Source organism: Rhodanobacter sp. IGA1.0 (genome assembly GCF_040208325.1).
Classification (GTDB): Bacteria; Pseudomonadota; Gammaproteobacteria; order Xanthomonadales; family Rhodanobacteraceae; genus Rhodanobacter; species Rhodanobacter spathiphylli.
Genome location: NZ_CP157948.1, coordinates 2644587 through 2670802, shown reverse-complemented (window position 1 = coordinate 2670802; position 26216 = coordinate 2644587). Strand labels below are relative to the sequence as shown.

The window sequence follows — 26216 nt, the reverse complement described above, 5'->3', positions numbered from 1 at the left end:
GTTGCAGGCAAGTGGACTGCGATGCTGTGCCATTCAACGCCACTCGATGCATCGCCCAGTCCAGCCTGCCTGAGGAATCGCCTTTCGATTCACCGCCAGCGCGACGCGATGACAACGGGCACGCCACACCAAAGATCACATGATCGCCGGCAGTCGCCCGAAGGCCCAAGGCAAGAGCATCGTGCAACCGGCGTTGACGAGAAGCTTTCCGCGAAGGCTGCTATGGAGCTGGCGTGGGCGCGAACTTCTTGATGAGATTGAAGAGCTCGCCGCCGTCAGGGACCAGATAGGTCCCGTATACCCATCCTTTCGTCACGCCACTCATGCAGTAAAAAACTGTGCCGTCATTGCTGCTCTCCTCGAGGTAGCCACCTAGCACCCGGTCTTTGAGTTGTATGCGAAGTATGGCGGCCCTAGTGACTTCAGGATGCTCAGGGTTATGGCCTGACAGATGCGAGAACGCCTTGGAAAAGGCCGCAATGCTCTGCCTGTCCTTGATAAGGACTGTCTGGTTGACAAGAGTTGGGTATCCGGCTCGGGCTGGCTCGACGCTTATGGACAGAATCTGTTGGCTCGAAAAGTTTCTCAGAATTGCTCGATCTTGGCGCGACGTGGGATCGATATAACGATATAGAAAAGTGCCAAGCCAAACGGTCGCGAATGCATACGCCAAATACCGTATCCATCTGGGCTGTTCTTTCTGATCAGGTGCCACGTTCCCCTCCAACGTCGCTGCAGGAAAAGCCAAGCCGCAGCCTATCATCCGGCAAGCCTGCGGACTGTGGCGGTTGGGAGTACGGCCGTGGGATACCGGCACCACGACCCGCAACAAAGAAGGGTGGCCGCGATGTCTGTTGGGACAGCTGCCGGTGCCACGCGTCGGCTTCGCTGGGCTTATGCCTCAGCCACCGGCCGCATGCCCGGCTCGCCGTGCCAGTAGCCGTTGCGGGCGCCGATCCGCGGCGGTGCTACCGGGGAGTGGCGGGCCAGGTCGAAGTGCGCCATCACTTCGGCCATGCCGTCGACCTGGGGATACAGGCGCAGCACGTCGACGCCCAGTTCGCGCAAGGCGGGCAGTTCGGGGCCGAGGTCGGTGATTTCCTCGCCCTGGATCTGGATGCCGTTGATGCGCAGGAAGGGGCCGCCTTCGCGGGTGGCCAATGGCATGCCGTCGGGGTAGTCGATGCAGCGGAAGCCGCACTGGTCCTTGGCCACGTCCAGCGCGCGGGCGGTGAAGCAGCGGGCGGAGAAGGCCAGCGGCAGGCGGCCGAAGGCGATCACCTCCAGCTCGGGCATGGGCCGGTCCTCGGCCTGCATCGCCTCGCGCAGTTCGCGCAGCAGCTGGTGGCCCTGCTCGACGCCCGGTACCCAGCGGCGCAGGCCGTCGGCCATCAGCATCGACAGGGCGTGGTGGTTGTAGACGTTGAGGGCGGGGCCGGCGACGAAGGGCACGCCGCGTTCGCGGCACAGCTGCACGGCGGAAAGATCATTCGCCTCGATCCAGCAGTCGCCGTGGTCGACCAGCCGTTGCAGCACGCCCAGCTCGGATTCGGCCTCGATCAGCGCCAGCGACGACAGCACGATCTGCTTGCCGCTGCGGGCGAGGTCGGCGGCCAGCGTGATCCAGTCGCGCGTGCCCAGTTCGCGGCGCTTGCTGCACACGGTTTCGCCCAGATAGATGATGTCCAGCGGCCACTCCACCGCCTCGCGGTAGAACGCCAGGGTCTGTTCGCGGGGCCAGAAATACTGCAGCGGGCCGAGGCTCAGCTTTATCGTGTTCATCGTTTCAATGCCAGGAACGGTGGTAGGGGCCCAGCGTGGTCTGGTGGCCTTCGGCATGTTTCGACAGCGACGACTGCCAGCCCGGTTGCAGCTGCCATGCATCCGGCGCACTGCGGTAGCGATCCAGCGCGTCGCGCCAGGTGCGGGTGACCGAGGCCACGTAGGCGACGCCGCGCTGGCGGCCTTCGATCTTCAACGCGGCCACGCCGGCCCTGGCCAGGCGCGGCAGCAGCTCCAGCGTGTTGAGGCTGGTCGGTTCTTCCAGTGCGTGGAAGGTCTCGCCGCCGACCTCGAAGCGGCCCTTGCACACGGTGGGATAGCCGGCCGGTTCGGCGGGCTCGAACTTGTCCATCAGCACCTGGTTCAGGCGCACGCTGCGGCGACCGTCGCCGTGTTCCTCCCAGCGCACGAAGCTGGCCGGTGAGCACACGCCATGACGGTTCGGCGAGGCGCCGGTGACGTAGCTGGACAGCTGGCAACGGCCTTCGACCATGATGCACAGGCTGCCGAACGCGAACACTTCGATCGGCACCGGCGAGCCTGCGCACAATCGTTCGACCTGCTGGATCGACAGCACCCGCGGCAGCACCGCGCGGCTGATGCCGAAGCGCTCGTGCGCGTAGCGCAGCGCCGGTGCGGTGGTGGCCGAGCCTTGCACCGACAAATGCCGTGCCATCGCCGGGTAGCTGCGCGTGGCGTAATCGAGCACCGCCATCTCCGCCGCGATGATCGCGTCGCAGCCGAACTCGGCCGCCTTGTCCACCGCGCCGTACCACGTCGCCAGGCGTGCACTGTCGGGGTAGGTGTTCAGCGCCAGGTAGACCTTGCGCTTGCGCTGGTGCGCGTAGGCGATGCCGTCGCGCAGCTCCGCGTCGCTGAAGTTCAGGCCGGGGAAGGCGCGGGCGTTGGTCTGGTCGCGGAAACCCGCGTAGACCGCATCGGCACCGGCGTCGATCGCCGCTTGCAGCGCCGGCAGGTTGCCGGCAGGACAGACCAGTTGCATGTGCACCTCGAAGCGGAGAAGGTCGCGGCGCATCGTGGCGGCTGACCGGGCGACCTGCGTTGACATGGGTCAGGCCGGAGCGGTTCCGTGCGGATGCGAAAAAAATCTGCGGATGCGCTGAAGTCACCGGAAGGGAAGTTGACCGAGGTCAAGCCCGGACGTGCCGGCACAGTCCATGCTGCGGTCGACTTCGCACGATTCGTAGCGATGTCCGGAACTCCGCTCCGATTGCCGACGGGAAAGATCCATGAATCCGATGAACACCAACGACCGTTACCACCCCCTGTCGATCGGCATGCACTGGCTGATGCTGGCGCTGCTGGTGGCCGTCTACGCCTGCATCGAGCTGCACGAACTGGCGCCGCGCGGCAGCAGCCTGCGCGCGGGCCTGAAGACGTGGCATTTCATGCTGGGGCTCGGCGTGTTCGCGCTGGTCTTACTGCGTCTGGCGATTCGCCTGACGACGCCGGCGCCACGCCGTGATGCGAGTCTTCCGGCCTGGCAGCATCACCTGGCCGGAATCATGCACGCGCTGCTGTACGCGTTCCTGATCGTGATGCCGATGCTGGGCTGGCTCACGCTGAGCGCGCACGGCAAGGTGATCCCGTTCTTCGGCCTGGAATTGCCGCCGCTGATCGTGCCGGACGAGCTGCTCGGCGAGCGGCTGGAGGACCTGCACGGCACCATCGGCACAATCGGCTATTACCTGGTGGGCCTGCATGCGGCTGCGGCGCTGTATCACCACTACTTCATGCATGACAACACGCTGCGCCGGATGTTGCCGCGACGCGGGAACGGCAACTGAGCTGCGACAGCCGGTCGCGGCGATGACGGACGCGTGGTTGACGCAGGTCAGTCGCGCATCTGCAGGCTCGCGCTAGCATCGTTCCATCCGCGGCATGCACGCCGCCTGCTGGAGCAGTCCCCATGACATCCGTCCACACTCTTGTCACCTTGGCCTGCGGCCTGGGCCTGGCCGTTTCGGTGCAGGCCACACCACCACAGACGCATGCGGAACACACCACCCACCACGCCGCCACGGCGAGCGTGCCCGCGCAGCGCTGGGAACCGGACGCGTCCCTGCGCGAGGGCATGCGACGCGTGCACGTTGCGGTGGATCAGCTGAGTCACTACGAGATGGGTCACATGAGCGCGCCGATGGCGGTCGATCGCGCGGCCGAAGTGGAGGATGCGGTGGGCTTCATGTTTGCCAACTGCAAGCTCGCCGCCGAGCCGGACGCGGCGCTGCACGGTATCCTGGCGCCGCTGCTCGGCGCAGCGCAGGCCCTGCAGGCCAACCCGGGCAACGTCAAGGCGGTGGCCGCGATGCGCGAGGCGATCGCGCACTATCCGCACTACTTCAATGATCCGGGCTGGGACCAGCCGGCGCCCACGATGCACGAGATGCACGACGAGCCGTAGGAGCGCACCCTGTGCGCGAGCTTTTGCGACACGTGACGGAGTGCATCGCGCACAGGGTGCGCTCCTACGGGGTGGCTTGCAGGGTCGCCCATAGCGCATCCACGCGACGCTCCACCGCGGCATCGGGCACGATCGGCCGGCTCCAGGCGCGCGTGGTTTCGGACGGCCATTTGTGGGTGGCGTCGATGCCGAGCTTGGAGCCCACGCCGGCGACCGGGCTGGCGAAGTCCAGGTAGTCGATCGGGGTGTTCTCCACCAGCATGGTGTCGCGCGCGGGATCGACCCGGGTGGACACCGCCCAGATCACCGCCGCCCAGTCGCGCACGTCGATGTCGTCGTCGGTGACGATCACGAACTTGGTGTAGGTGAACTGGCGCAGGTACGACCACACCGCCATCATGATGCGCCGCGCATGGCCGGCGTACTGCTTGCGGATGCTGACCACGGCGATGCGGTACGAGCACGCTTCCGGCGGCAGGAAGAAGTCGACGATCTCGGGAAACACCTTCTGCAGGATCGGCACGAAGATGTCGTTCAGCGCCATCGACAGCACCGACGGCTCGTCGTGCGGCGCGCGGCCCATGTAGCTGCCGTGGTAGATCGCGTCGCGGCGCAGGTGCAGGCGTTCGATGGTGAAGACGGGGAAGTGATCCTGCGCGTTGTAGTAGCCGGTGTGGTCGCCGAACGGGCCTTCCAGCGCGGTGTCGCCGGGGTGGATGAAGCCTTCCAGCAGGATCTCCGCACCGGCCGGTGCATCGAGCCCGGTCAGCTCGCTGTGCCACACGCGGGTGCGCTGGCCGCGCAGCAGGCCGGCGAATTCGTATTCGGACAAGCTGTCCGGCACCGGCGCCACGGCGGCCAGCATGGTCGCCGGATCGGCGCCGATGGCGACCAGTAGCGGGAACGGTTGCCGCGGATGCGCGGCGCGCCAGTCGGCGTAGTCCAGCGCGCCGCCGCGATGCGGCAGCCAGCGCATGATCACCCGGTTCGGACCGATCACCTGCTGGCGGTAGATCGCCACGTTCTGTCGGGGCTTGTCGGTGCCCCGGGTCACCACCAGGCCGAAGGTGACCAGCTTGCCGGCGTCGTCCGGCCAGCAGTGCTGGATCGGCAGGCGGGCCAGGTCGATCTCGTCGCCGCGCAGCGTTTCGTGTTCGAACGCCGCTTCCCGCACGCGTTGCGGCGCGACGTGGGCCAGTTGTGCCAGCTCCGGCCAGGTGGCCAGCGCCTGGCGCAGGCTGGACGGCCAGCGCGGTTCCTTGATCGCGGCAAGCAGCTGGCCCAATTCGCGCAGCGAGGCCAGCGGCCGCCCGGCCAGTGCCAGCTCGATGCGGCGACGATGGCCGAACAGGTTGCCCAGCAACGCGTGCCGACTGTCGCCGGGATGTTCCATCAGCAATGCGGGACCCGCCTCGCGCAGCGCGCGCAGGCTCAGCGCGGTGGATTCGAGATGTATGTCCACGGGCGCGCTGACGCGCTGCAATTGCCGTTCGCGCTCCAGCCGCTGCAGGAAGCTGCGCAGGTCATGGAAACTCATGCGGACGGTTCGCCGGAGGTCGCAATGGCGAGCTCGTCGTCATCCGTCGCGACCAGCAACTGCTGATGCACGCGTTGCAGTTCGGCCAGCAGTTCGGCGCGGGCCTCGGCGGCAAACGGGTTCTCGCGCTGGATCGCGCCGAACAGGTGGCCGGCGTCGCCGCGCACCGCGGCCAGCATGTGTTTCATGCCCTGGAACGAGGGCGGCGCGATCGGCATGCCGTCGTCCACGCCGATGTCGATCAGGCCCTTGGCGATGAAGAAGGCCAGCACGTGGGTGCGCGCCATCGCGCGGTCGTGGCTCTCCGGGTCCTGTTCGATGACTTCGCAGCCGAGCGCGGCGAACAACGCAGACGTGCGCGCGGCGGCCTGCGGATGCCGGGCGGAGGCGCAGATCACCGTGCGCCGCGGGCGCTCGTCGCGCGCCAGGCTGAGCGGACCGAACAGCGGGTGGCTGCCGACGTGGGGAATCGCGTCACCCAGCAACTCGTCCATCGCCGCGCAGGGATGCATCTTCACGCTGCCCACGTCGAACACGATCTGGCCGGCGTGCAGCAGCGGGCGCAGCGCGAGCAGGGTGCTCCGCAGTTGCGGCACCGGCATCGCCAGCACGATCCATTGCGCGCCCTCGAGCGCGACACGCAAGGATGGCGCGGCCAGTGCGGCGGGAACTCGGGCGTGCGGATCGAACACGCGCACGTGGTGCCCCGCCTGCAGCAACAGCTGCGCAAACGCCGCGCCGAAACGGCCATGGCCCAGCAGCGCAAAGCGCACGCCCGGGGCCGGCGACGCAGCGGCGCTCATGTCAGCGCGGGCGCGCGGCCGCTGGCCAGGCTGTGGCGCAGCGCGGCATCCCACGGCGCGAGGTCGATCGCGCGCGCGGCCAGCCAGTCGCGGTCGAACAGGGTCTGCGCGTAGCGCTCGCCGCGGTCGCACAGCAGGCTGACGATGCTGCCACGCTGGCCGCGCGCGCGCATCGACGCGGCCAGCTGCAGGCAGGCGACCAGGTTGGTGCCGGACGAGCCGCCGTAGCGATGGCCGAGCAGGTCTTCCAGCAGCCAGGCGGCGGCGATCGAGGCGGCGTCGGGGATTTCGTTGACGCGGTCGACCACGTCGAAGATGAAGCCCGGTTCCACGCGCGGTCGGCCGATGCCCTCGATCAGGGTGGGCTGGCTGGCCACCGCCTTCATGTCGCGGTTGCGCCAGCCGTGCACGTAGCCGCTGCCGCTGGGCTCGGCCACGCACAGTCGGGTATTGAGGTGGCGGTAGCGCAGGTAGCGGCCGATGGTGGCCGAGGTACCGCCGGTGCCGGCGCCGCACACGATCCACGCCGGTTCGGGTTCGGCCTCCAGTGCCAGCTGGCCGATGATCGACTCGGCGATGTTGTTGTTGCCGCGCCAGTCGGTGGCGCGTTCGGCCAGGCCGAACTGGTCGAGGTGGCAGGCGCCGCGTGCGGCATGTTCGGCGGCGCGCGCGTGCACCTGGGCCGGGTCGTCGACCAGGTCGCAGGTGCCGCCCAGCGCCTGCACGTCGCGGATCTTGCCCGGCGCGGTGCAGGCTGGCATCACCGCGGTGAACGACAGGCCGAGCAGGCGCGCGAACCAGGCTTCCGAAATCGCCGTGCTGCCCGAAGACGCGTCCACCACCGCCTGGCCGCCACGCAGCCGGCCGTTGCACAGCGCGTACAGGAACAGTGAGCGGGCCAGCCGGTGCTTCAGGCTGCCGCTGGGGTGGGCGGCCTCGTCCTTGAAGTAGAAGTCGATGCCGTGGAAGCCGGGAAAATTCAGCTTCAGCAGATGGGTGTCGGCGGAGCGTGCGGCCTCCTGCGCCAGCCTGGTCAGGGCGTCGTGCACCCAGCGGCGATCATGATCCTGTTGCAGGTTGACCAGGTGCAGGACGCTGTCCATCGGAGACTCCGGATTCATGTCGAGTGGCTCGCGGCCCGGTGCATCGCGCGCATGCGGCGGCCGAGAAATTCGAAATAGCGGTCGATGTAGCTGATGCCGTTCTCGTGATCGATCAGGTACGGATTCATCAGCGTGTGGCGCAGGATCATCAGCCGGTCCTCGTCCGGATCGAGCGAGCTCGCATCCAGGCCCAGCGCCTGGAAGATGCGCGTGGTCTGTGCGTGGCCCAGCATGTCCGGGCGCAGCGTGGTCACCGAGCCGAAGAACTCCTTGGTCTGCAGCGGCTGCTGCGGGTCGCAACGCAAGGTGTCGTGCAGTTCGCGCAAGAAGGCGTTGGCGACGGTGATCGAGCGGTTGCCGCGCGGGTTGAGCGCCAGGCAGACCAGGTTGCTGTCCGGCGCGAACGGCACCAGCGCGTGGACGCAGTCGGCCAGCTCCAGCGCGAAGCGCTGCGCGCGGGCGTGGAAGGTTTCGGCGGCACGCACGGTGGCGCAGGGCAGGCGGCCGAAATGGGCGTGATCCAGCGGCAACACCTTGTGGGTGACGTAGACCGCTGCCGCCGCCGCGCCGGACTTGGAACCTTCGGGAATGAACTGGCCCAGGCTGCGGTAGCGGGCGAGATAGTCCTTCGGCGTGCCGCCGTGGAAGACATAGTCGGCACGCTCGGCCAGCAGGCTCATCGCACGATGGTCGCGGCAGATGAAGGCGCCGCTGCCATAGGGCAGGTAGCCGAGCTTGTGCGGGTCGACGGTGACCGAGTCGGTGGCGCCCAGCGCGGCGAACGCGGCGTGCACGGCGGGCGTGGGGAATTGCACGTAGTCGGTGGCGACTTCGTCGCGCGGGCGCAGCGAGCCGTCTTCGTTGCGGAACAGGGTGGCCAGGTAGCCGCCCCAGGCGGCGTCGACGTGCACGGCGAAATCCAGTCCCCGCTGGCGCGATGCATCGCGGGCGGCCAGCACCTGGTCGATCGGATCGATGGTGCCGTACTCGGTGCCACCCAGCACCGCCACGCACATCAGCACGGGTTGTTGCTCGCGGGCACAGCGCTCCAGCGTGTCGCGCAGGGCGTCCCGGTCCAGTCGCATGCCTTCGGTGGGCAGCAGCTCCAGCTGGTCGCGACCCAGGCCGAGCAGCTTCACGCCCTTGCTCCAGGAGTAGTGGGCGGTCACCGGCGCCAGCACCCGCGGCAGCTTCAGCGTGGCGTGTGCGGCGAAGAAGTCGACCAGGCCGCGCTGCTCGATGCGCTCGCGTTCGACGCGCTGCAACCAGCCGCTGCGCCCGGCCGCGGGCTGCGCCACAAGCCAGGCCTGCCAGTCGGTCAGCAGCGCGATGCCGTCCGCCTGCGCGAGGTTGAATGCGCTCCAGTCATCCTCGGGCAGCGCCAGTCCAGGGACCTGCGCAGCACGCAGCGCCACCGGAAACGCCTTCAGCGCCAGCGCCAGGCGCAGTGCCTGGTAGTTGGCCAGGGTGCCGCCGGAGGTGAGGTGGCCGAACGCGCAGGCGTCCTGGGCGGGGTCATGCGGATAGCCGAGCATGCGCGCCAGCTGCAGGCCGACCTGCACTTCCATGTCGACGGTGACCGGCGCGGCATCCTCGCTGACGTTGTTCGGGTTGTAGGGCAGGGTCAGCATCTGCGCCGCCAGGCCCGGCAGCAGCAGGTCCGAGGCCATGTGGCCGATGTAGCGCGGGCTGTGGAACGGCACCGACTTCTTCAGCGACGCCGACAGCTGGTGCAGCTCGCGGCGCATGCGCGACTCGAAGGCCAGGTAGTCGGGGTGGTGCGCGGCGGCGGTGGCGATCGCCGGCGGATCTTCCGGGTGGAAGTTGCGCCGCCAGTAGACGTGATCGCGCAGGAACTCGACCAGCATCTTCTCCAGCAGCGCGTCGTTCTCCCCGTAGGGGCCGAGGAAGCAGGCGTCCAGCGTGTGGTCGCGCGGCTCGCCATGGTTGAACGGTTGTGCGCTCATGCGATCCATCCATGCAGCCAGCCCAGCGGGTGGTGCATGCGCGCCACGCCGAGCATGTAGACGTAACAGGCCAGTGCGGCGATGAAGAAGGCCAGCCGCGCACGGCGGGTGCGGGCGCGTTTCAGTGCCAGCGTGGCCAGCACCACGTAGACCACCAGCAGCACCAGCTTGGTGGTGAGCCAGCCGTTGGCGAACAGCGCGCCGGGCAGGATGCTGACCAGCATCAGCGCGGCGGTGAGCAAGCTGGTGTCGATCGCGTAGCTGAGCCAGCGCACGGGCTCCCACTGGGCGGCGCCGGCGTGGCCGAGCTGGACGAGCAGGCCGCGCAGCGCGAACAGCGAACCGCTGGCCAGCACGCAGGCGATATGCACCCATTTGATTTGCGGGTAGAACTCGAACACCGGCATTCCATGAGGCTTTCTGGATGGCTGCAAGCATCAGGGCGCGCCTTGCGGCGCGCCCTGATGTGGGTCATGTCAGCGCCGCATCAGACGCCTTCGGTCTGGCGCTTGCCCAGCGGCAGCGTGGCGCTGCGACGTTTTGGCGCAAGCCACAGTGCCGCGACGAAGACCGAGATCAGCAGCGCGCCGAGGGCAAACAGGGAGTCGCCGGGCACGCGCATCCACACCAGCATGTGGATCAGCGGGCGATCCATGAACTCGGCCGAGCGGGCGAACCAGTAGCCGTGTTCCAGCACCGCCTTCAGCTGCAGGATGCCCAGCGGCAGCAGGGTCAGCGCAGCCATCAGCGAAAGGCCGATGTTGAGCAGCCAGAACGCGCTCTTCAGCCAGCCTTCGCGCCACTCGGCGTCCGGCCTGATGCCGCGCAGGCAGAACAGCATCAGGCCCAGGCCCAGCATGCCGTACACGCCGAACAGGGCGGTGTGGCCGTGCGTGGCGGTGAGGTTCAGGCCCTGCATGTAGTACAGCGCGATCGGCGTGTTCACCAGGAAGCCGAGCAGGCCGGCACCGACCAGGTTCCAGAAGCTCACCGCCACGAAGAACATGATCGGCCAGCGGTAGCGCGCCATCCACGGCGCCTCGTGCTGCTTCTTCCAGGTCTCGTACGCTTCCATGCCGATCAGGGCCAGCGGCACCACTTCCAGTGCCGAGAAGCTGGCGCCCAGCGCGATCACCGCCGTGGTGGTGCCGCTGAAGTACAGGTGGTGCAGCGTGCCGAGCACGCCGCCGGCCATGAACACGATGGTGGCAAACAGCACGTTGGTAGTTGCCGTGGTGACGCGCAGCAGGCCCAGGCGGACGAACAGATAGCTGATCACTGCAGTGGCGAACACTTCGAAGAAGCCTTCCACCCACAGGTGCACCACCCACCAGCGCCAGTACTCGACCATCGCGATGTGGGTGTGCTCGCCCCACATCAGGCCGGCGCCGTAGAGCAGGCCGATCGCCACGGTGGACAGGAACAGCAGACCCACGATCGAGGCGCCTTCCTTGTTGCGATCCATTGCCGGCCACAACGCGCGACCGACCAGGAACAGCCACAGCATCAGGCCGATGAACAGGAAGATCTGCCAGAAGCGGCCGAGGTCGGTGTATTCCCAGCCCTGGTGGCCGAACCAGAAGTTGTACTTCAGGCCCATCTTGTCCATCACCGCAAACCATTGGCCGGCGAACGAACCGACCACGATGACCAGCAGGCAGACCCACAGGAAGTTCACCCCGAGGCGCTGGAATTTCGGTTCATGTCCGGAGATCAGCGGCGCGATGTACAAGCCCGTGGCCAGCCACGCGGTGGCGATCCACAGCACCGCCAGTTCGGTATGCCAGGTGCGGGTGAGGCTGTACGGCAGGTAGTTGGCCAGCGCGAAACCATAGGCTTGCTGGCCTTCCACCTGGTAGTGCGCCGTGGTGGCGCCCAGCAGGATTTGTGCGAGGAACAGGCCCAGCACGGTCCAGAAATATTTGCCGGTGGCCTTCATCGACGGCGTGGCCTTGAACTCGGTCAGCGGATCGCGCGCCGGAACGATCGGCAGCGGTTCGTGGCTGACCTGGCGGGCGTGGTGCCAGCCGAGCAGGCCGATGCCGAAGATCATGAACAGGATGCTGAAGACCGACCACAGGAAGCTGGTCGAGGTCGGCGTGTTGCCGGCCAGCGGCTCGTACGGCCAGTTCTGCGTATAGCTCATCGGCTCGTTCGGGCGCTGGGTGGCGGCCGCCCAGCTGGTCCACCAGAAGAACGCGGTGACCTCGCGCCGGTGCTCCATCTCGGCCACGGTGTTCTCGCGCATGGCGTAGCCTTCGCGCAGCTTGTGCGTGGCCGGGTCGTTGCCGAGCAGGCTCATGTAGTGCGCCGCCACCGCTTCCATGGCGCGGGCGCGCAATGCCGAGACGGTGATGGTGTTGCTGGCCGCGTCCCAGGTATTGGTGCGCAGCTCTTCCTGCACGCGAGCCTTCAGCGGCGCCTGCTGTTGCGCGGTCAGCGTGTCGTAGGGGCCCAGGCCGGCGTCGCGGGAAAGCAGTTCAAGCATCGCCATGCTCTCGCGATGCAGCCAGTCCGCGCTCCAGTCCGGTGCCAGCAAGGCGCCATGGCCCCAGATCGAGCCCAGCTGCTGGCCGCCGATGCTCTGCCAGACCTGCCGGCCTTCCTCCATGTCGCCCTTGGTGTACAGCGTCTGGCCGTCTGCGGTGACGACGGCGGTGGGCAGCGGTGGCGCCTGCTGGTGGACCTCCTTGCCGACCCACAGCAGCACGGCGAAGGAGGCGACGAGCAACGCCGCCAGCCCCAGCCAGAGTTTTCGGGTGGTACTCATGGTGCATCTCCCTGAAAGATGCGCGCATGCTGGTCGAGGCGGTTGTCGCTGTTGTTGATGCAGGTCAAGCGACCACGTCAGCTGCCCGGGCGAATTGTCGCGGCCGCAATCCGGGTCACGGGATGGTCATGACGCGATCAAGGGAACGCGTTGCGCGCTCCCGGTGGTGCCGGTCGGCAGGGACGATTGATGCGGGGCCGGCAGGACAGCCGATGTCCGCGGACCCCACTGCGCCAGAAGGGGGCGCACCGGCTTTCGGCCCGGGCATCGCGTGTGCGTCTAGTGCTGCATCAGTACCGGGACGACGGCTTCCTCCAGCACGCGTCGGGTGGCCCCGCCAAAGACGCGTTCGCGCACGCGCGAATGGCCGTAGGCGCCCATCACCAGCAGGTCCGCGTCGATGTTCTCCACTTCCTTCAGCAGGATTTCACCGGCCATCGCGGAAGAGGCGCGAATGTAGTTGGGTCGTGGGGTGACGCCATGGCGCAACAGGTAGATGAAGGGGTCAAAGTGCGGTCGTCCTTCATCGCCATTGCGCATGTCGCCGTCGACCAGGGTGACCTGCCGCGCCACCCTGAGAAACGGCAGCGCGGCATGGATCGAGCGGATCGCCTCGACGCTGCCGTTGCAGCCGATCACGATGCGTTCGAAGCGGATTTCCCGATCGAGCCGCGGGGGCAGGATCAGGCACGGCAGTTGGCAGGACAGGATCGCCTCGCCGAGGACGTCGAGCAGGCCGGATGCCGGCACCATGTCGCGCTCGATCACCGCCAGGTCGTGTCGTGCGCCGAGCCAGCGCAGGCTGTGGGCGAGGCCCATCCGGGCGACAATCCAGTCGGCGTTGCTGATGCCGGATCGGCGGGCGAAGGATTCGAAGGCCGCCCGCTCGTCAGCGAATTCGGCTCGCGGTTCGAGCAGCAGGCCCAGTACGCTGGGTTCGCTGTCCGCTTCGCTGCCGGTGAGTTTTCGCAATGCAGGGTCCAGGTAGCAGCCGGTCAGGTTGCTGCCCCAGCGCCTGGCAATGGCGGCGCCGGCGACGACCGCCGGGCTCCATGGACTGGTCGAAGTCGCCAGCGCGAGGATGTCGCCCGGACGCTTGACGTCCGGTGTCTGTTCGGTGCTTGTCATGGCGGCCGTGTCGATTTGGTGGCGTTCAAAGATCGAGCGTGTGGATGACCTGGGTGGCGTCATCCGGGTCGCGCCGGCGCTGGAAGCCGAGGTGGTCGGCCAGTTCGCGCATCGGCTCGTTCTCCGCGGCGTCGGTCGAAAACATCTTGCGAAAGCCGTTCTTGCGCGCGACCTCGATCAGCCGCCTCATCAGCAGCACGGCCAGGCCGCGATGGCGCCAGTCGTCGGCCACGGTCACCGCGCATTCGCATTGCCCCGCATCGCCGCTGGCGCTGTAGCGGCTGATGCCGACTTCGCGCAACTCGCCGTTGTCGTGGGCGAGCGCGATGAAGGCCATCCGGTTCCGCTCGTCGATGTCCATCAGCTGGTCGAGCAGGGCGGGGCTGGCTTCCTTCAGGCTTCCCATGAAGCGGAAGCGGCAGGCCTGTTCGGACAGGCGATGGATGAAATCCTTCTCGCGCTGGCGATCGTCGGGACGCAACGGGCGTATCAGTACCGCGCTGCCGTCGTTCAGCGTGTCGATCCAGTGGGTGCCTTCGATGGCACCGAAGGGTGTGCCCGAAGAGGCGCCGTGATCGGAGTGGCTGGTGGACATGGTCGTTCCCGCAGTGGATGAATCGTGATCGATTCCCATGCCGGGAGGGGCGGCCATCGCGGCACGGCTTTTCGCTGCGTACTGTTCTACGCCGGCCCGGAGTGGCTCGACTTGATCCAGGTCAATCAGGCAGGAAGGCGATGGCGGGCTCAGCCGTTGTCGCGTTGTCTCGACGGCGAGGTGGAACTGCTGCGGCAGAGCTCGGCGAGCAGGTCCGGTCGACGGATGGTCACCGCTTTGCGGTTGACCTCCAGCACGCCCATTTCCTCGAGTCGCGAGAACAGGCGGCTGACCGTCTCGACCACCAGGCCAAGGTAGTTGGCGATGTCGTAGCGCGACATTGACAGGGTGAGCATGCTGCCGTCGCGCTGCAGGCGCTGGTAGCGGTCGGACAGGCTCTTCAGGAAAATCGCCAGTTGCTCCTGTGCCTGCTGCCGTCCCATCACAACCATGTGCCGGTGTTCCTCGACCACCTCGCGGCTGACCACCCGCATCAGCTGTCGATGCAGCGCCGGCACCTCGCTGGTGACCTGTTGCAGGCGGTCATACGGCAGCTCGCAGATGCTGCTGCGCTCCAGCGCCTCGGCCTGGCTGACATGCCGGTCCGTGGCCAGCGCGTCGAAGCCGACGATGTCGCCGGGCAGGTGGAAGCCCAGGATCTGCACCGCGCCGGTGTCATCCTGCACGAAGGTCTTCAGTGAACCCGAACGCACCACGTAGAGCGCGTGGAAGGGGTCGCCGTCGCGATACAGCGCACCGCCGCGATCGAGCATGCGCTTGTCGCGGATCGTCATGTCCAGCTTCTCGAGGTCATCGCCGCCAATGCCGGCGGGCAGGCACAGGTCGCTCAAGGCGCAGGACGAACAGCTGCGGCGCAGCTGGCTCAGGTCGAGCACGGCGGATTCGTCGGCCATCGTTTCCTCGGTGGCACCTGCGGTGAACCCGGTTGGGCGCCGCGCCGGTGCGGAGTCTGCACGCACCATAACATGCGGCACGGCCGCCTCACCCGGCCGCCCGCGGGCAGGCCAGCACCGCAAGTGCCGGATCTGTCGATCCGCCTGCGTCAGGTTCAGTCGATCCTGATCGGTTCGTGCAGGCCGGGCAGCTGGCAGTTCACGCCTTGCCCGGTCAGCACGTCCTGCATGGCTTGCATGCCGCGGCCGTATTCGCCGTGCACCAGGAACACCTCGCGCCGCGGTGCATCACCCAGCCAGGCCAGCAGCGAGGGCCGGTCGGCGTGGGCGGAGAAGCCGTTGATCGTCCACACCTGCGCGCGCACCGGGATCTCCTCGTTGAACACGCGCACGCTGGCGGCCCCGTCGATGATCCGCCGCGCCAGCGTGCCTTCCGCGGCATAGCCGACGAACACCACGCTGCTGCGCTCGCGCCACAGGTTGTGCTTGAGGTGGTGACGCACGCGACCGCCGTTGCACATGCCCGAGCCGGCCAGGATGATCGCGCCGCCGTCGACGTTGTTGATCGCCATCGACTCGGCCGTTTCGCGGGTGAAGTGCAGGCCGGGCATGGCAAACGGGTCGCCGTGCTGCAGTTCGTCCAGGAAGCGCTGGTCAAAGCATTCCCGGTGGCGGCGGAAGATCTCGGTGGCGGAGATCGCCATCGGCGAGTCCAGGAACACCCGCACGTGCGGCGGAATTGCGCCGCTGGCGATGCCGCGGTGCAGGTAATAGAGGATTTCCTGGGTGCGTTCCAGCGCGAAGGTGGGGATCACCACGTTGCCGCGCCGGTTCACCGTGTCGCGGATGGCCTGGTACATCTCGTCCACCGAGTCCGGCACCGAACGGTGCGGACGATCGCCGTAAGTGCTCTCCATCACCACGTAGTCGGCCGGCGGCGCGGGTGTCGGGTCGCGCAGGATCGGTCGGCCGGGGTTGCCGAGATCGCCGGAGAACAGCATGCGGCGCTGCCGCTTGCCGTCATCGAGCTGCAGCACGATCGACGCCGAGCCGAGAATGTGGCCGGCATCGAGGAAGCGTGCGGTGATGCCTTCGACGACCGGCACGGTTTCGTCGTAGCCGACGTCCGGGCCAAAGAAGTCCAGCGCGTGCAGCGCCTCGTCCAGGGTGTACAGCGGCGGCGTCACTTCCTCGCCGCGGCGATTGCGGCGTTGCGCCCGGCGCGCCTCTTCCTCCTGCAGGCCGGCCGAATCGAGCATCACCACCCGCGCCAGTTCGCGGGTGGCGGCCGTGGTAATGATGCGACCACGAAAGCCCTGGCTCACCAGCAGCGGGATCCGCCCGCAATGGTCGAGGTGGGCGTGGGTCAGCAGCAATGCATCAATGCCGGCCGGGTCGAAGCCGAACGGCTCGGCATTGGCCCGCTCCACTTCGTCGCTGCCCTGGAACATGCCGCAGTCGATCAGTACGCGGCGATCGTTGCAGGTGACCAGGTGGCAGGAGCCGGTGACCTGTTTGGCGGCGCCGTGGCAGCTGTAGATGATCATGCGGGTCTTGCTCCGGATGGCACAGTCCGGCGGACTTTCCCATGAAGCCGCCGCAACCGTACTGACCGACGTCAATCGCGGATGTCGAAGGGGCTTAAGACCCACGTAAGCCTTCCCGGTTGCAATGCCACCCAAGGCAATCATGCCGATACCGGAGAAACACCATGAAGCGCATCGTCATCGCACCGTTGTTCCTCGCCGCCGCCGTCCTGTCGGCGTCCGCCTTCGCCGCACCGCAATGCACCAACGCGCCGCGTGCGCAGTGGCTGACCGAGGCGGCGATGAAGCAGAAGGTGCTCGACCAGGGCTACACCATCAAGGTGTTCCAGGTCAGCGGCAACTGCTACGAGATCTACGGCAAGGACAAGGCGGGCAAGAACGTGGAGATCTACTTCGATCCCACCGACGGCCGCATCGTCAGGAAGAAGGGCGGTTGATCGTCACCTGACTCGAGCGAGGACAAGCCATGAACGCGATGGTCAAAGTGTGGGACCCGCTGGTCCGCCTGTTCCACTGGTCGCTGGCGGGCTTGTTCCTCGCCAACTTCTTCACCGAGGACGGCGAGCTGGTCCACCGCGGGATCGGCTACACCGTGCTGGCCCTGCTCGCGGTGCGTTTCGTGTGGGGCTGGGTCGGCACGCGGCACGCGCGCTTCGCCGACTGGGTGCCCGGCCCGCGCCGGGTGCGTGACTATCTGCGCGAGCGGCTGGCCGGGCGCTCGCGACGACAGCTCGGGCACAACCCGGCGGCCGCCGTGATGATCCTGGCGCTGCTGGTCGGCGTGTTGCTGGTCGGCGTCACCGGCTGGCTGCAGACGACGGACGCCTACTTCGGCACGCCCTGGCTGGAGGAGCTGCACGAAGCGCTGGCCTACGCCGTGCTGGGGCTGGTCGTGCTGCACGTGCTGGCCGCGGTGGGCGAGAGCGTGCATTACGGCGAGAACCTGGTCGCCGCGATGATCCACGGCCGCAAGCATGCGCTGGGGCAGGATGCCGCAGGCGGCGAAAAGACGGCGCCAATTGCTGCAAGTCAAGTGGGCGGATCGATCACGCGAGAAGAATGAGGCTATGCGCATCCTGCTAGCCGAAGACGACCGGGCACTGGGGCAGGCGCTGGCCGACGGCCTGCGCCAGCTCGGCTATGCGGTGGACTGGATCACCGACGGCAACCAGGCGGCCGCCGCCCTGAGCGACACCGCGTATGCCGCGGCGATACTGGACTGGAACCTGCCGCGCAGCAGCGGCCCGGCGATCATCGCCGGCATGCGCCGGCGCCAGGACGCCACCCCGGTACTGCTGCTGACCGCCCGCGACGAACTGGCCGACCGCGTCGCCGGGCTGGACGCCGGCGCCGACGATTACGTGGTCAAGCCGGTGCACCTGGACGAACTGGCCGCCCGCCTGCGCGCCTTGCTGCGGCGGGCCGACGGCCAGGTCGAGCCGGCGATCCGCGTGGGCGCGCTGGAAGTCACCCCGGCCGCGCGCAGCGCCACGCTTGCCGATGCGCCGCTGGAGCTGACCGCGCGCGAGTACGCGTTGCTGGAAATGCTGGTGCGCCATCCCGGGCGTGCGTATTCCCGCGAGCAACTGGAGGACGCGTTGTACGGCTGGGACCGCGAAGTGGCCAGCAACGCGGTGGAAGTGCACATCCATCACCTGCGCCACAAGCTGGGACCAGGCTGGATTCGCACCTTGCGCGGTATCGGCTACGCCATCAATCCGCCCGGCGGAGTTGCCGCGTGATCCGCCCCTCGCTCAACCGGCGGCTGGTGCTGCGGCTGCTGGCCGGCATCGTGCTGGTGTGGTGTGCCGCCGCCGGCTGGCTGGCCTGGCGCAGCCTGCACGAGGTCGACGAGATCTTCGACCAGATGCTGGTGCGCACCGCCGCCAGCGTGTTCGCGGTGATGCCGGACGAGGTCGCCCGCGTCGGTACGGTGCGCCTGCCGGACAAGCCGCTGCTCGGCTCGGACGATACCGCCCAGCGACCGGCCATCGTGCTGCGCGATGCGCGCGGCGAACTGCTGGTCGAGAGCGCCGAACTGCCGCTGCTGCGCTTCGACCCGGGTGATGCGCACTTCCATTCGATCGTGCACGACGACCGGCGCTGGCGGGTGTTCCAGCGCTGGGATGCGCGGCATCGGTACTGGGTCCAGGTCGGCGCGCCGCTGGACGAGCGCGACGAACTGCTGCGCAAGCTGCTGGCGCCGGCGCTGCTGGCCTTGCTCGCGCTGCTGGTGCTGGTGCCGCCGATCGTGTTTGCCGGTTTGCGCAGCGGGCTGAAACCGCTGCGCCAGCTGGCGCGCAGCCTCTCCGCCGGCACCGATCCGGCCGCCGCCTCGCTCACCGACGCGCGGGTGCCGGTCGAGCTGGCGCCGTTCACCGAGGCGATCGACCAACTGGTCGATCGCCTGCGGCGCAGCCTGGAACACGAACGCCGCTTCACCGCCGACGCCGCGCACGAACTGCGCCACCCGCTGGCGGCGCTGCGGCTGGAACTGGACCTGGCCGGGCGCGGCGACGATGTGCCCGTGCGCGCGCAGCACCTGCAGCGCGCGCAGGCGGCGCTGGACCGCATGCAGCGACTGGTGGCCCAGCTGCTGATGCTGGCGCGGGTCGAGAAACTGGCCGAGCTGGACGACGCCGGCCCGTTGCGTCTGGTGAGCGTGGCCGAAGCCGCCCTGCGCGACGCCAGCGAGCGCGCGGCGGCGCGTTCCATCGAGCTGTCGCTGGACCACGACGGCAACGACTTCGTGCTGGGCAGCCGCAGCCTGCTCGACATCCTGGTGCAGAACCTGCTCGACAACGCGCTGCGCCACGTACCCGACCACGGCCAGGTGAACGTGCGCGTCGGCGGGCGCGACGAACAGGTGACACTGGAGGTGAACGACAGCGGCAGCGGCTTCGCCGACGCGGCCGTGGCGCGGCTGGGCGAGCGCTTCCATCGCCCCGAAGGCAGCATCGGTGAAGGCAGCGGGCTGGGCCTGTCGATCGCCCAGGCGATCGCCCGCCTGCATCACGGCGAGCTGGCCTTCGGTCGCTCCGCGCTGGGTGGCGCGCAAGTGAGTTTCAGCCTGCCGCGCGTCGCGACCGACGCGGCGCATGCGCCCGGCTACGCTTGATCCATCGGCCGTCTCATTCTGGAGAACTCCCATGACCGAAACCGCTGGCAAGCTGAGCTTCCAGGTCATTGCCCATCGCACCGATGCCCACGGCAGCGTTGCCCGCTGCAAGCATGCCGAACTGTCGCTGGATACCGATCTGGCCGGTCGCCTCGATGCGTTCAACCCCGCCGAATTGCTGCTGGCCGCCCTGTCGGCCTGCATGATCAAGAGCATCGAGCGGGTCACGCCGATCCTGAAGTTCCAGTGGCGCGGGGTCGAGGTGCGCGTGCATGGCGTGCGCCAGGACGTGCCGCCGCGGCTGGAATCGATCGACTACGAGATCCTGGTGGACAGCGACGAGAGCGAGCAGCGCCTGGCCCTGTTGCACGACAACGTGCGCAAGTTCGGCACGGTGTTCAACACGGTGGCGCCGGGCACGCGTCTTTCCGGCGTGCTGCGGCGAGCGGATGGGAGGAGGGCCGACGGCTGAATGGCATCGTCGCATCGGGAGCCACCCTGCGGTCGGGCTCGTCGAAGGCCGGGCCGCCGCGCCTTCACTGTCCCCAGCTGACGAACATCACCACGGCCGCCGTCGCCATGGCCGCGGTAGCCAGCCAGCCGAAGATCTTCAGCGGCCAGGGCATGGTGAACTTGCCCATGACCTTGCGCCGCGAGCCCATCAGCATCATCACGACCATCAATGGCACGGCGGTGACGCCGTTGACCACCGCGCTCCAGTACAAGGCCTTGATCGGGTCCAGCGGCGTCAGGTTCAGCGCGATGCCGGCGAGGCTGGCGACGATCAGCACGGTGTAGAAAAAACGGGCGTTCTGCGGCTTGTATTCCAGCCCGCTGCGCTGACCGAAGGCGCCGGCGGCGGCATAGGCGGTGGCGCCGGCCAGTACCGGCACGGCCAGCAGGCCGGTGCCGATGATCCCGGCGGCGAACAGCGCGAAGGCCAGGTCGCCAGCCAGTGGCCGCAGTGCCGCGGCCGCTTCGGCGGAGGTCTGGATGTCGACCTTGCCGTGTGCGTGCAGCACGATCGCGGCGGTGAGGATGATGAAGAAGGCAATCAGGTTGGAGAAGATCATGCCGACCGTGGTGTCGATGCCGATGCGGCGCAGGGCGCTCGGCGCCTGCTTCGGCGCGCGGCGCAGCGGCTTGCGGCGTTTGCTGGAGGTCATTTCCTCGACCTCCTGCGCCGCCTGCCAGCAGAACAGATAGGGGCTGATGGTGGTGCCGAGCAGGGCGACCAGGCCGACCGCGTATTGCGCATTCCAGCGGATAGGCGGCAGCACCAGGCTCTTCAGTACGGCCAGCCACGGCACGCCGATCACCAGCACGGTGGCCACGTAGGCAAACAGGCTGAGGGTGAGCAACTTCAGGATCGGGGCGTAACGGGTGAACGGTATGAACACCTGCAGCACCAGCGACAACAGCGCGAAACCCGCCGCGTAGAGCAGCGCCGGTCCGCCGATCAGCAGTTGCAGCGCGGCGCCCATGGCACCGATGTCGGCCGCCAGGTTGATCACGTTGGCGAACACCAGCGAGGCCGTCAACGCGTAGACCAGCGGATGCGGATAGTGCTTGCGCATGCCGTCCATCAGGCCGTGGCCGGTGACGCGGCCGATGCCGGCGCTGACCGCCTGGATCGCGATCATCAGCGGCATGGTCAGCACGACGCACCACAGCATGCCGTAGCCGAATGCGGCCCCCACCTGCGAGTAGGTGGCTATCCCGCTGGGGTCGTCGTCGGCCGCGCCGGTGACCAGGCCTGCGCTCAGGTTGGCCCACACCGGCCTTTCGGTACCGCCATCTTCGGTGTTCCTGCGCACGGTCATGGGTGTTTCCGGTGGAGTGGTTGCCGACTGGGCCGGTGTCGCAGGTCAGTGCCCGCTGCCCAAGTGTGGTCGGGAGTCGGTGCGGTTGCACGACATGCGGCAATGTGCAGCATCGGAATTCACGGATACGGGTACATACTGCGGGCATACCGGGCTTCCAGCCCGCCGGGGAGACTGTCGATGGCGACCCACCTGGATTGTCCGCCGGCCGATGCCGGATCGTTGCGGGGCATCGATGCGTGGTGGCGCGCGGCGAACTACCTCTCGGTCGGGCAGATTTACCTGCGCGCGAATCCGCTGCTGCGCGAACCGCTGGCCCCGGCGCACATCAAGCGCATGTTGCTTGGCCACTGGGGCACCACACCGGGGCAGAACTTCATCTACGCGCACCTGAACCGGGTGATCAGGCAACACGATCTGGACATGCTCTACCTCTCCGGGCCCGGCCATGGCGGGCCCGCCGTGGTGGCCAATGCCTACCTCGACGGCACCTACAGCGAGGTCTATCCGCAGATCGGCCGGGACGAGGCCGGCTTGCAGCGGCTGTTCAAGCAGTTCTCGTTCCCGGGAGGCATAGCCAGCCATGCCTCGCCGGAGTGCCCGGGCTCGATGCACGAGGGCGGCGAACTCGGCTACTCGCTCAGCCATGCGTTCGGCGCCGTCTTCGACAACCCCGGCTTGATCGCCGCCTGTGTCGTGGGCGATGGCGAGGCGGAGACGGGGCCGCTGGCCACGGCGTGGCACTCGAACAAGTTTCTCGACCCGGTGGGCGATGGCGCCGTGCTGCCGATCCTGCATCTGAACGGCTACAAGATCGCCAATCCCACCGTGCTGGCACGCATCGGCCATGACGAGCTGGAGCAGCTGTTGCGCGGCTACGGCTGGACGCCGCATTTCGTGGTGGGCAGCGAACCAGCGGCCATGCACCAGGCGATGGCCGCGACGCTGGACGCCGTGGTGGCGCAGATCCGCCAGATCCAGCGCGACGCCCGCGAAGGCGGCGTCACCACCCGGCCGCGCTGGCCGATGATCGTGCTCGATTCGCCCAAGGGCTGGACCGGCCCGGCCGTGGTCGACGGACGGCCAAACGAAGGCACGTTCCGCGCCCACCAGGTGCCGTTGTCGATCTCGTCGACGAGCCCGCCGGAACACCTGGCGCAGCTCGAGGCGTGGCTGCGCAGCTATCGGCCGGAAGAACTGTTCGACGAGGAAGGCCGTTTCCGCGCGGAGTGGGCCGCACTGGCGCCGGCCGGGGCGCGTCGCATGAGCGCGAACCCGCACAGCAACGGTGGCCTGCTGTTGCGCGATCTGAACATGCCGGATTTCCGCGACTACGCCGTCGACGTGCCGATCCCCGGCGTGCCCGGCATCGGGGACACGCGGGTGCTCGGGCCGTTCCTGCGCGACGTGATCCGGGGCAATGCCGAGCAGCGCAACTTCCGCATGTTCGGGCCGGACGAGACGCTGTCCAACGGCCTGGGCGCGGCGTTCGAGGTCACCGATCGGCAATGGCAGGCCACCACCTTGCCGGGCGACGAGTTTCTCGCCCCGAGCGGGCGGGTGGTGGAGATGCTCAGCGAGCACCAGTGCGAAGGCTGGCTGGAAGGCTATCTGCTGACCGGGCGCCATGGCCTGTTCAACTGCTACGAGGCATTCATCCATATCGTCGATGCCATGTTCAACCAGCACGCGAAGTGGTTGAAGATGACCGCGGCGATTCCGTGGCGGCGCAAGATCGCCTCGCTGAATTACCTGCTGGCGTCGCATGTGTGGCGACAGGACCACAACGGTTTCACCCACCAGGATCCGGGTTTCATCGACCACGTGATCAACAAGAAGGCCAGCATCGTGCGGGTGTACCTGCCGCCGGATGCGAACTGCCTGTTGTCGGTGATGGACCATTGCCTGCGCAGCCGGCACTACGTCAACGTGGTGGTCGCGGGCAAGCATCCGGCGCCGCAATGGCTGGCGATGGATGCGGCGGCGAGCCATTGCAGCCAGGGCATCGGCCTGTGGCCGTGGGCCAGCAGCGATCAGCACGATGAGCCGGACGTGGTGATGGCCTGCGCCGGTGACGTGCCCACGCTGGAAACGCTGGCCGCGGTGTCGATCCTGCGCCGTTACCTGCCGGAGCTGAAGGTGCGCGTGGTCAACGTGGTCGACCTGATGAAGCTGCAGTCGCCCAGTGAACATCCGCATGGCCTGGACGATGACGACTTCGACCAGTTGTTCACCCGCGACACGCCGGTGATCTTCGCCTTCCACGGCTACCCGACACTGATCCACCGCCTGACCTACCGGCGCGCCAACCACGACAACCTGCACGTGCACGGCTACCGGGAGGAGGGCACCATCACCACCGCGTTCGACATGACGGTGCTCAACCAGCTCGACCGTTTCCATCTGGTGATCGACGTGATCAACCGGGTGCCGCGGGCAGGCGAGCGCGGCATCTACCTCAAGCAGAAGCTGCTGGACAAGCTGGTCGAGCACAAGCGGTACATCGACGAGAACGGCGAGGACTTGCCGGAGATCCGCAACTGGGCGTGGAGCGCGGAGACCGCAGGCATGCTGGCGTAAGGCCGTGCCGTGCTTCAATGGCGAATGAGCGTGGCGGCAGCGCTGGCGGCCACCCATTCCTCGTTGGTGGGTTCCACCACCACGCGCACCTTGCTGGCCGCGCTGGAGATCACGGGGGCATGGGTGGCATTCGCCGATGGGTCCAGCGCGATGTCGAGAAAACCCAGGCCGGCGCAGATGCGTTCGCGGATCACCGCGTTGTGCTCGCCGACGCCGGCGGTGAAGGCCAGCATGTCCAGGCCATTCAGCGCCGCCGCCAGTGCGCCCACTTCGCGCACCGCGCTGCGCACGTACAGCTCCAGCGCTTCGCGTGCGCGTGCGTCGTCCTCATGCTGCAACAACACGCGCGGATCGGACGAGATGCCGGAAACGCCGAGCAGGCCGGACTCGTGGTACAGCATCCGCGCCACCTGTTCGAGCGACAGTTTGCGGATCTCCATCAGGTAGATCACCGCGCCGGGGTCGAGCGCGCCGCAACGCGTGCCCATCATCAATCCATCCAGCGCGGAGAAGCCCATGGTGGTGGCGACACTGCGCAGATCCTGCAACGCGCACAGGCTGGCGCCGCTGCCCAGGTGCGCCACGATCGTGCGGCCGCGCGCGACCACGCCGTAGCGCTCGCCCAGGGCCTGCGCCACGTAGGCATACGAAAGGCCGTGGAAGCCGTAGCGCCGCAAGCCCTGCTGCCAGGCCGAGCGTGGCAGCGGCAGCATTTTTTCCACGGTGGGCATGCTCTGGTGGAAGGCCGTGTCGAAGCAGGCGACCTGCGGCAGCTGCGGCTGTTCATCCAGCAGCGCGGCGATCGCTTCCAGCGCAAAGGGTTGGTGCAACGGCGCCAGCGGGACGTAGCTCTTCAGATCGGCCAGCACCTCGGCGTCGACCCGCGTCGGCTCGAAATACTTGCTGCCGCCATGCACGACACGATGAGCGACCGCCACGATCCGGCTATCTTCCAGGCGATCCACGATGCGTTGGCGCAGCAACGTCAGGGCCGACAGGTACGGCTGCCCGGCGTCCAGTGTCAGCGGCCCGGCAGCGGCGTCGATCGCGCTGAACACCGGCGTGGCGCCGGTGATGCCCTCGATCGCGCCGCTCCAGTGCGGCGTGCGCGACAGCGGCGTGTGGCTGGCGTCGAACAGCGCGAACTTGATGCTGGAGGAGCCGCAGTTCAGCACCAGGATCAGCGGGCGGCCGGTGGCGTCGGTCATGGCGGTGAGTGCCGGTAGTGGTGGGCGATCAGCACGGCCAGCGCGCAGGAGGCGATGCGCGATTCGCGCGGGTCGGCGCGGCTGGTCAGCACGATCGGCACGCGCGCACCCACCACCACCGCCGCGCTGGTGGCGCCGCCGAGGTATTCCAGTTGCTTGGCCAGCATGTTGCCGCTTTCCAGGTCGGGCACCAGCAGGATGTCGGCGCGGCCGGCCACGTCCGAGGCGATGCCCTTGATCTTCGCGGCGGCGGCGGAGATCGCGTTGTCGAAGGCCAGTGGGCCGTCCAGGATCGCGCCGGTGATCTGGCCGCGATCGGCCATCTTGCACAGCGCGGCCGCGTCCAGCGTGGCTTGCATGCGCGGGTTGATCGTCTCCACCGCGGCCAGGATCGCCACGCGCGGCGTGGCCACGCCCAGGATGTGCGCCAGGTCGATCGCATTGCGCACGATGTCGGCCTTGTCTTCCAGCGTCGGTGCGATGTTGATCGCGCCATCGGTGATGATGAACGGACGGGGGTAGGCCGGCGTTTGCATCAGGTAGCAGTGCGAGATGCGCCGCGCCGTTCGCAGGCCGGAGGTGGCGGCCACCACCGCGGCCATCAATTCGTCGGTATGCAGGCTGCCTTTCATCAGCGCGTCGACGTGTCCGCTGGCAGCCAGCGCCACCGCCCGGTCCGCCGCCGCGTGGCTGTGGGGCACGTCTTCGATGGGAATGCCGGCCAGGTCGAGCGCGCCGTCTTTCGCGACCTGCTCAAGCTTGTGGCGTGGCGCCACCAGCACCGGCTCGATCAGTCCGCAGCGCCGGGCATCCAGCGCGGCGGCCAGGCTGGTGGCATCGCAAGGATGGACCACCGCCATGCGCACGGCACCCAGCTGCCCCGCGCGCTCCAGCAGCGGTTCTCCGATGGTGGTGT

At 67.9% G+C, this 26216-nt stretch carries 22 protein-coding genes and 1 pseudogene; 8 read left to right on the top strand and 15 right to left on the bottom strand.

What is annotated here, in order from left to right:
* Positions 1–894: 894 nt before the first annotated feature.
* Positions 895–1782, bottom strand: a complete 888-nt coding sequence (locus tag ABNK63_RS12120; protein WP_350015769.1) for a U32 family peptidase — start codon at positions 1780–1782, stop codon at positions 895–897.
* Positions 1783–1786: 4 nt separating this feature from the next.
* Positions 1787–2851 (bottom strand): peptidase U32 family protein, encoded by a 1065-nt coding sequence (locus tag ABNK63_RS12115; RefSeq protein ID WP_350015768.1) that lies wholly within the window; start codon positions 2849–2851, stop codon positions 1787–1789.
* A 181-nt stretch (positions 2852–3032) separates the two neighbouring features.
* Between ABNK63_RS12115 and ABNK63_RS12110 the strand changes: the two genes are divergently transcribed.
* Positions 3033–3590 (top strand): cytochrome b, encoded by a 558-nt coding sequence (locus tag ABNK63_RS12110; protein ID WP_350015767.1) that lies wholly within the window; start codon positions 3033–3035, stop codon positions 3588–3590.
* A gap of 122 nt (positions 3591–3712) precedes the next feature.
* A complete protein-coding gene (locus ABNK63_RS12105) occupies positions 3713–4207 on the top strand; it encodes a DnrO protein (protein ID WP_350015766.1) in 495 nt (164 codons plus the stop codon).
* A 64-nt stretch (positions 4208–4271) separates the two neighbouring features.
* Here the strand turns inward: ABNK63_RS12105 and ABNK63_RS12100 are convergent, their stop codons facing one another.
* The 10 genes from ABNK63_RS12100 to ABNK63_RS12055 all read right to left on the bottom strand — a co-directional run bounded on the left by ABNK63_RS12100 (position 4272) and on the right by ABNK63_RS12055 (position 16571).
* The gene (locus ABNK63_RS12100; RefSeq protein WP_350015765.1) at positions 4272–5744 is read right to left on the bottom strand and encodes a UbiD family decarboxylase; all 1473 of its coding nucleotides are present in this window, start codon (positions 5742–5744) and stop codon (positions 4272–4274) included.
* On the bottom strand, positions 5741–6547 hold the full coding sequence (locus ABNK63_RS12095; protein WP_350015764.1) for a prephenate dehydrogenase/arogenate dehydrogenase family protein: 807 nt from the start codon (positions 6545–6547) through the stop codon (positions 5741–5743). The genes ABNK63_RS12100 and ABNK63_RS12095 overlap by 4 nt, the downstream gene beginning before the upstream one ends.
* The gene (locus ABNK63_RS12090) at positions 6544–7650 is read right to left on the bottom strand and encodes a PLP-dependent cysteine synthase family protein (RefSeq protein WP_350015763.1); all 1107 of its coding nucleotides are present in this window, start codon (positions 7648–7650) and stop codon (positions 6544–6546) included. The genes ABNK63_RS12095 and ABNK63_RS12090 overlap by 4 nt, the downstream gene beginning before the upstream one ends.
* Positions 7651–7664: 14 nt before the next feature.
* Positions 7665–9617 carry a pyridoxal-dependent decarboxylase gene (locus ABNK63_RS12085; RefSeq protein WP_350015762.1) on the bottom strand — a complete coding sequence of 651 codons (1953 nt, stop codon included), beginning with the start codon at positions 9615–9617 and terminating at the stop codon, positions 7665–7667.
* Positions 9614–10018: a SirB2 family protein gene (locus ABNK63_RS12080; RefSeq protein WP_040673229.1), complete on the bottom strand. Its 405-nt coding sequence runs from the start codon at positions 10016–10018 to the stop codon at positions 9614–9616. Before ABNK63_RS12080 ends, ABNK63_RS12085 begins: the two co-directional genes overlap by 4 nt.
* An 86-nt stretch (positions 10019–10104) precedes the next feature.
* Complete coding sequence (locus tag ABNK63_RS12075; protein WP_350015761.1) at positions 10105–12387, bottom strand: nitric-oxide reductase large subunit; 2283 nt, start codon at positions 12385–12387, stop codon at positions 10105–10107.
* Between the two features lie 279 nt (positions 12388–12666).
* Complete coding sequence (locus ABNK63_RS12070; RefSeq protein WP_350015760.1) at positions 12667–13515, bottom strand: universal stress protein; 849 nt, start codon at positions 13513–13515, stop codon at positions 12667–12669.
* A 25-nt stretch (positions 13516–13540) separates the two neighbouring features.
* Entirely contained in the window at positions 13541–14110 is a 570-nt protein-coding gene (locus tag ABNK63_RS12065; protein ID WP_007807803.1) for a GNAT family N-acetyltransferase, read from the bottom strand.
* Positions 14111–14259: 149 nt separating this feature from the next.
* A complete protein-coding gene (locus ABNK63_RS12060) occupies positions 14260–15024 on the bottom strand; it encodes a cyclic nucleotide-binding domain-containing protein (RefSeq protein WP_350015759.1) in 765 nt (254 codons plus the stop codon).
* A 155-nt stretch (positions 15025–15179) separates the two neighbouring features.
* The gene (locus tag ABNK63_RS12055) at positions 15180–16571 is read right to left on the bottom strand and encodes an MBL fold metallo-hydrolase (protein WP_350015758.1); all 1392 of its coding nucleotides are present in this window, start codon (positions 16569–16571) and stop codon (positions 15180–15182) included.
* Between the two features lie 164 nt (positions 16572–16735).
* Here ABNK63_RS12055 and ABNK63_RS12050 point away from each other — a divergent pair, with 164 nt between their 5' ends.
* The 5 genes from ABNK63_RS12050 to ABNK63_RS12030 are packed head-to-tail and all read left to right on the top strand — an operon-like array spanning position 16736 to position 20161.
* Complete coding sequence (locus ABNK63_RS12050) at positions 16736–17008, top strand: PepSY domain-containing protein (RefSeq protein WP_350015757.1); 273 nt, start codon at positions 16736–16738, stop codon at positions 17006–17008.
* A gap of 29 nt (positions 17009–17037) precedes the next feature.
* The gene (locus ABNK63_RS12045) at positions 17038–17634 is read left to right on the top strand and encodes a cytochrome b/b6 domain-containing protein (protein ID WP_350015756.1); all 597 of its coding nucleotides are present in this window, start codon (positions 17038–17040) and stop codon (positions 17632–17634) included.
* A gap of 4 nt (positions 17635–17638) precedes the next feature.
* Entirely contained in the window at positions 17639–18313 is a 675-nt protein-coding gene (locus tag ABNK63_RS12040; protein ID WP_350015755.1) for a response regulator transcription factor, read from the top strand.
* A complete protein-coding gene (locus ABNK63_RS12035; RefSeq protein ID WP_007807813.1) occupies positions 18310–19689 on the top strand; it encodes an ATP-binding protein in 1380 nt (459 codons plus the stop codon). Before ABNK63_RS12040 ends, ABNK63_RS12035 begins: the two co-directional genes overlap by 4 nt.
* 31 nt (positions 19690–19720) lie before the next feature.
* Complete coding sequence (locus ABNK63_RS12030; protein ID WP_350015754.1) at positions 19721–20161, top strand: OsmC family protein; 441 nt, start codon at positions 19721–19723, stop codon at positions 20159–20161.
* A 64-nt stretch (positions 20162–20225) separates the two neighbouring features.
* Here ABNK63_RS12030 and ABNK63_RS12025 read toward each other — a convergent pair whose 3' ends face one another.
* The gene (locus tag ABNK63_RS12025; RefSeq protein WP_007807818.1) at positions 20226–21512 is read right to left on the bottom strand and encodes a divalent metal cation transporter; all 1287 of its coding nucleotides are present in this window, start codon (positions 21510–21512) and stop codon (positions 20226–20228) included.
* Positions 21513–21692: 180 nt separating this feature from the next.
* Between ABNK63_RS12025 and ABNK63_RS12020 the strand changes: the two genes are divergently transcribed.
* Positions 21693–24092, top strand: a complete 2400-nt coding sequence (locus ABNK63_RS12020) for a phosphoketolase family protein (protein WP_350015753.1) — start codon at positions 21693–21695, stop codon at positions 24090–24092.
* 14 nt (positions 24093–24106) lie between these two features.
* On the opposite strand, the gene ABNK63_RS12015 is transcribed toward ABNK63_RS12020, so the two are convergent.
* Complete coding sequence (locus ABNK63_RS12015) at positions 24107–25300, bottom strand: acetate/propionate family kinase (RefSeq protein ID WP_350015752.1); 1194 nt, start codon at positions 25298–25300, stop codon at positions 24107–24109.
* Positions 25297–26166: pseudogene (locus ABNK63_RS12010) on the bottom strand (bifunctional enoyl-CoA hydratase/phosphate acetyltransferase); the annotation flags it as partial. The pseudogene ABNK63_RS12010 and the gene ABNK63_RS12015, both read right to left, overlap by 4 nt.
* Between the last annotated feature and the right edge of the window lie 50 nt (positions 26167–26216).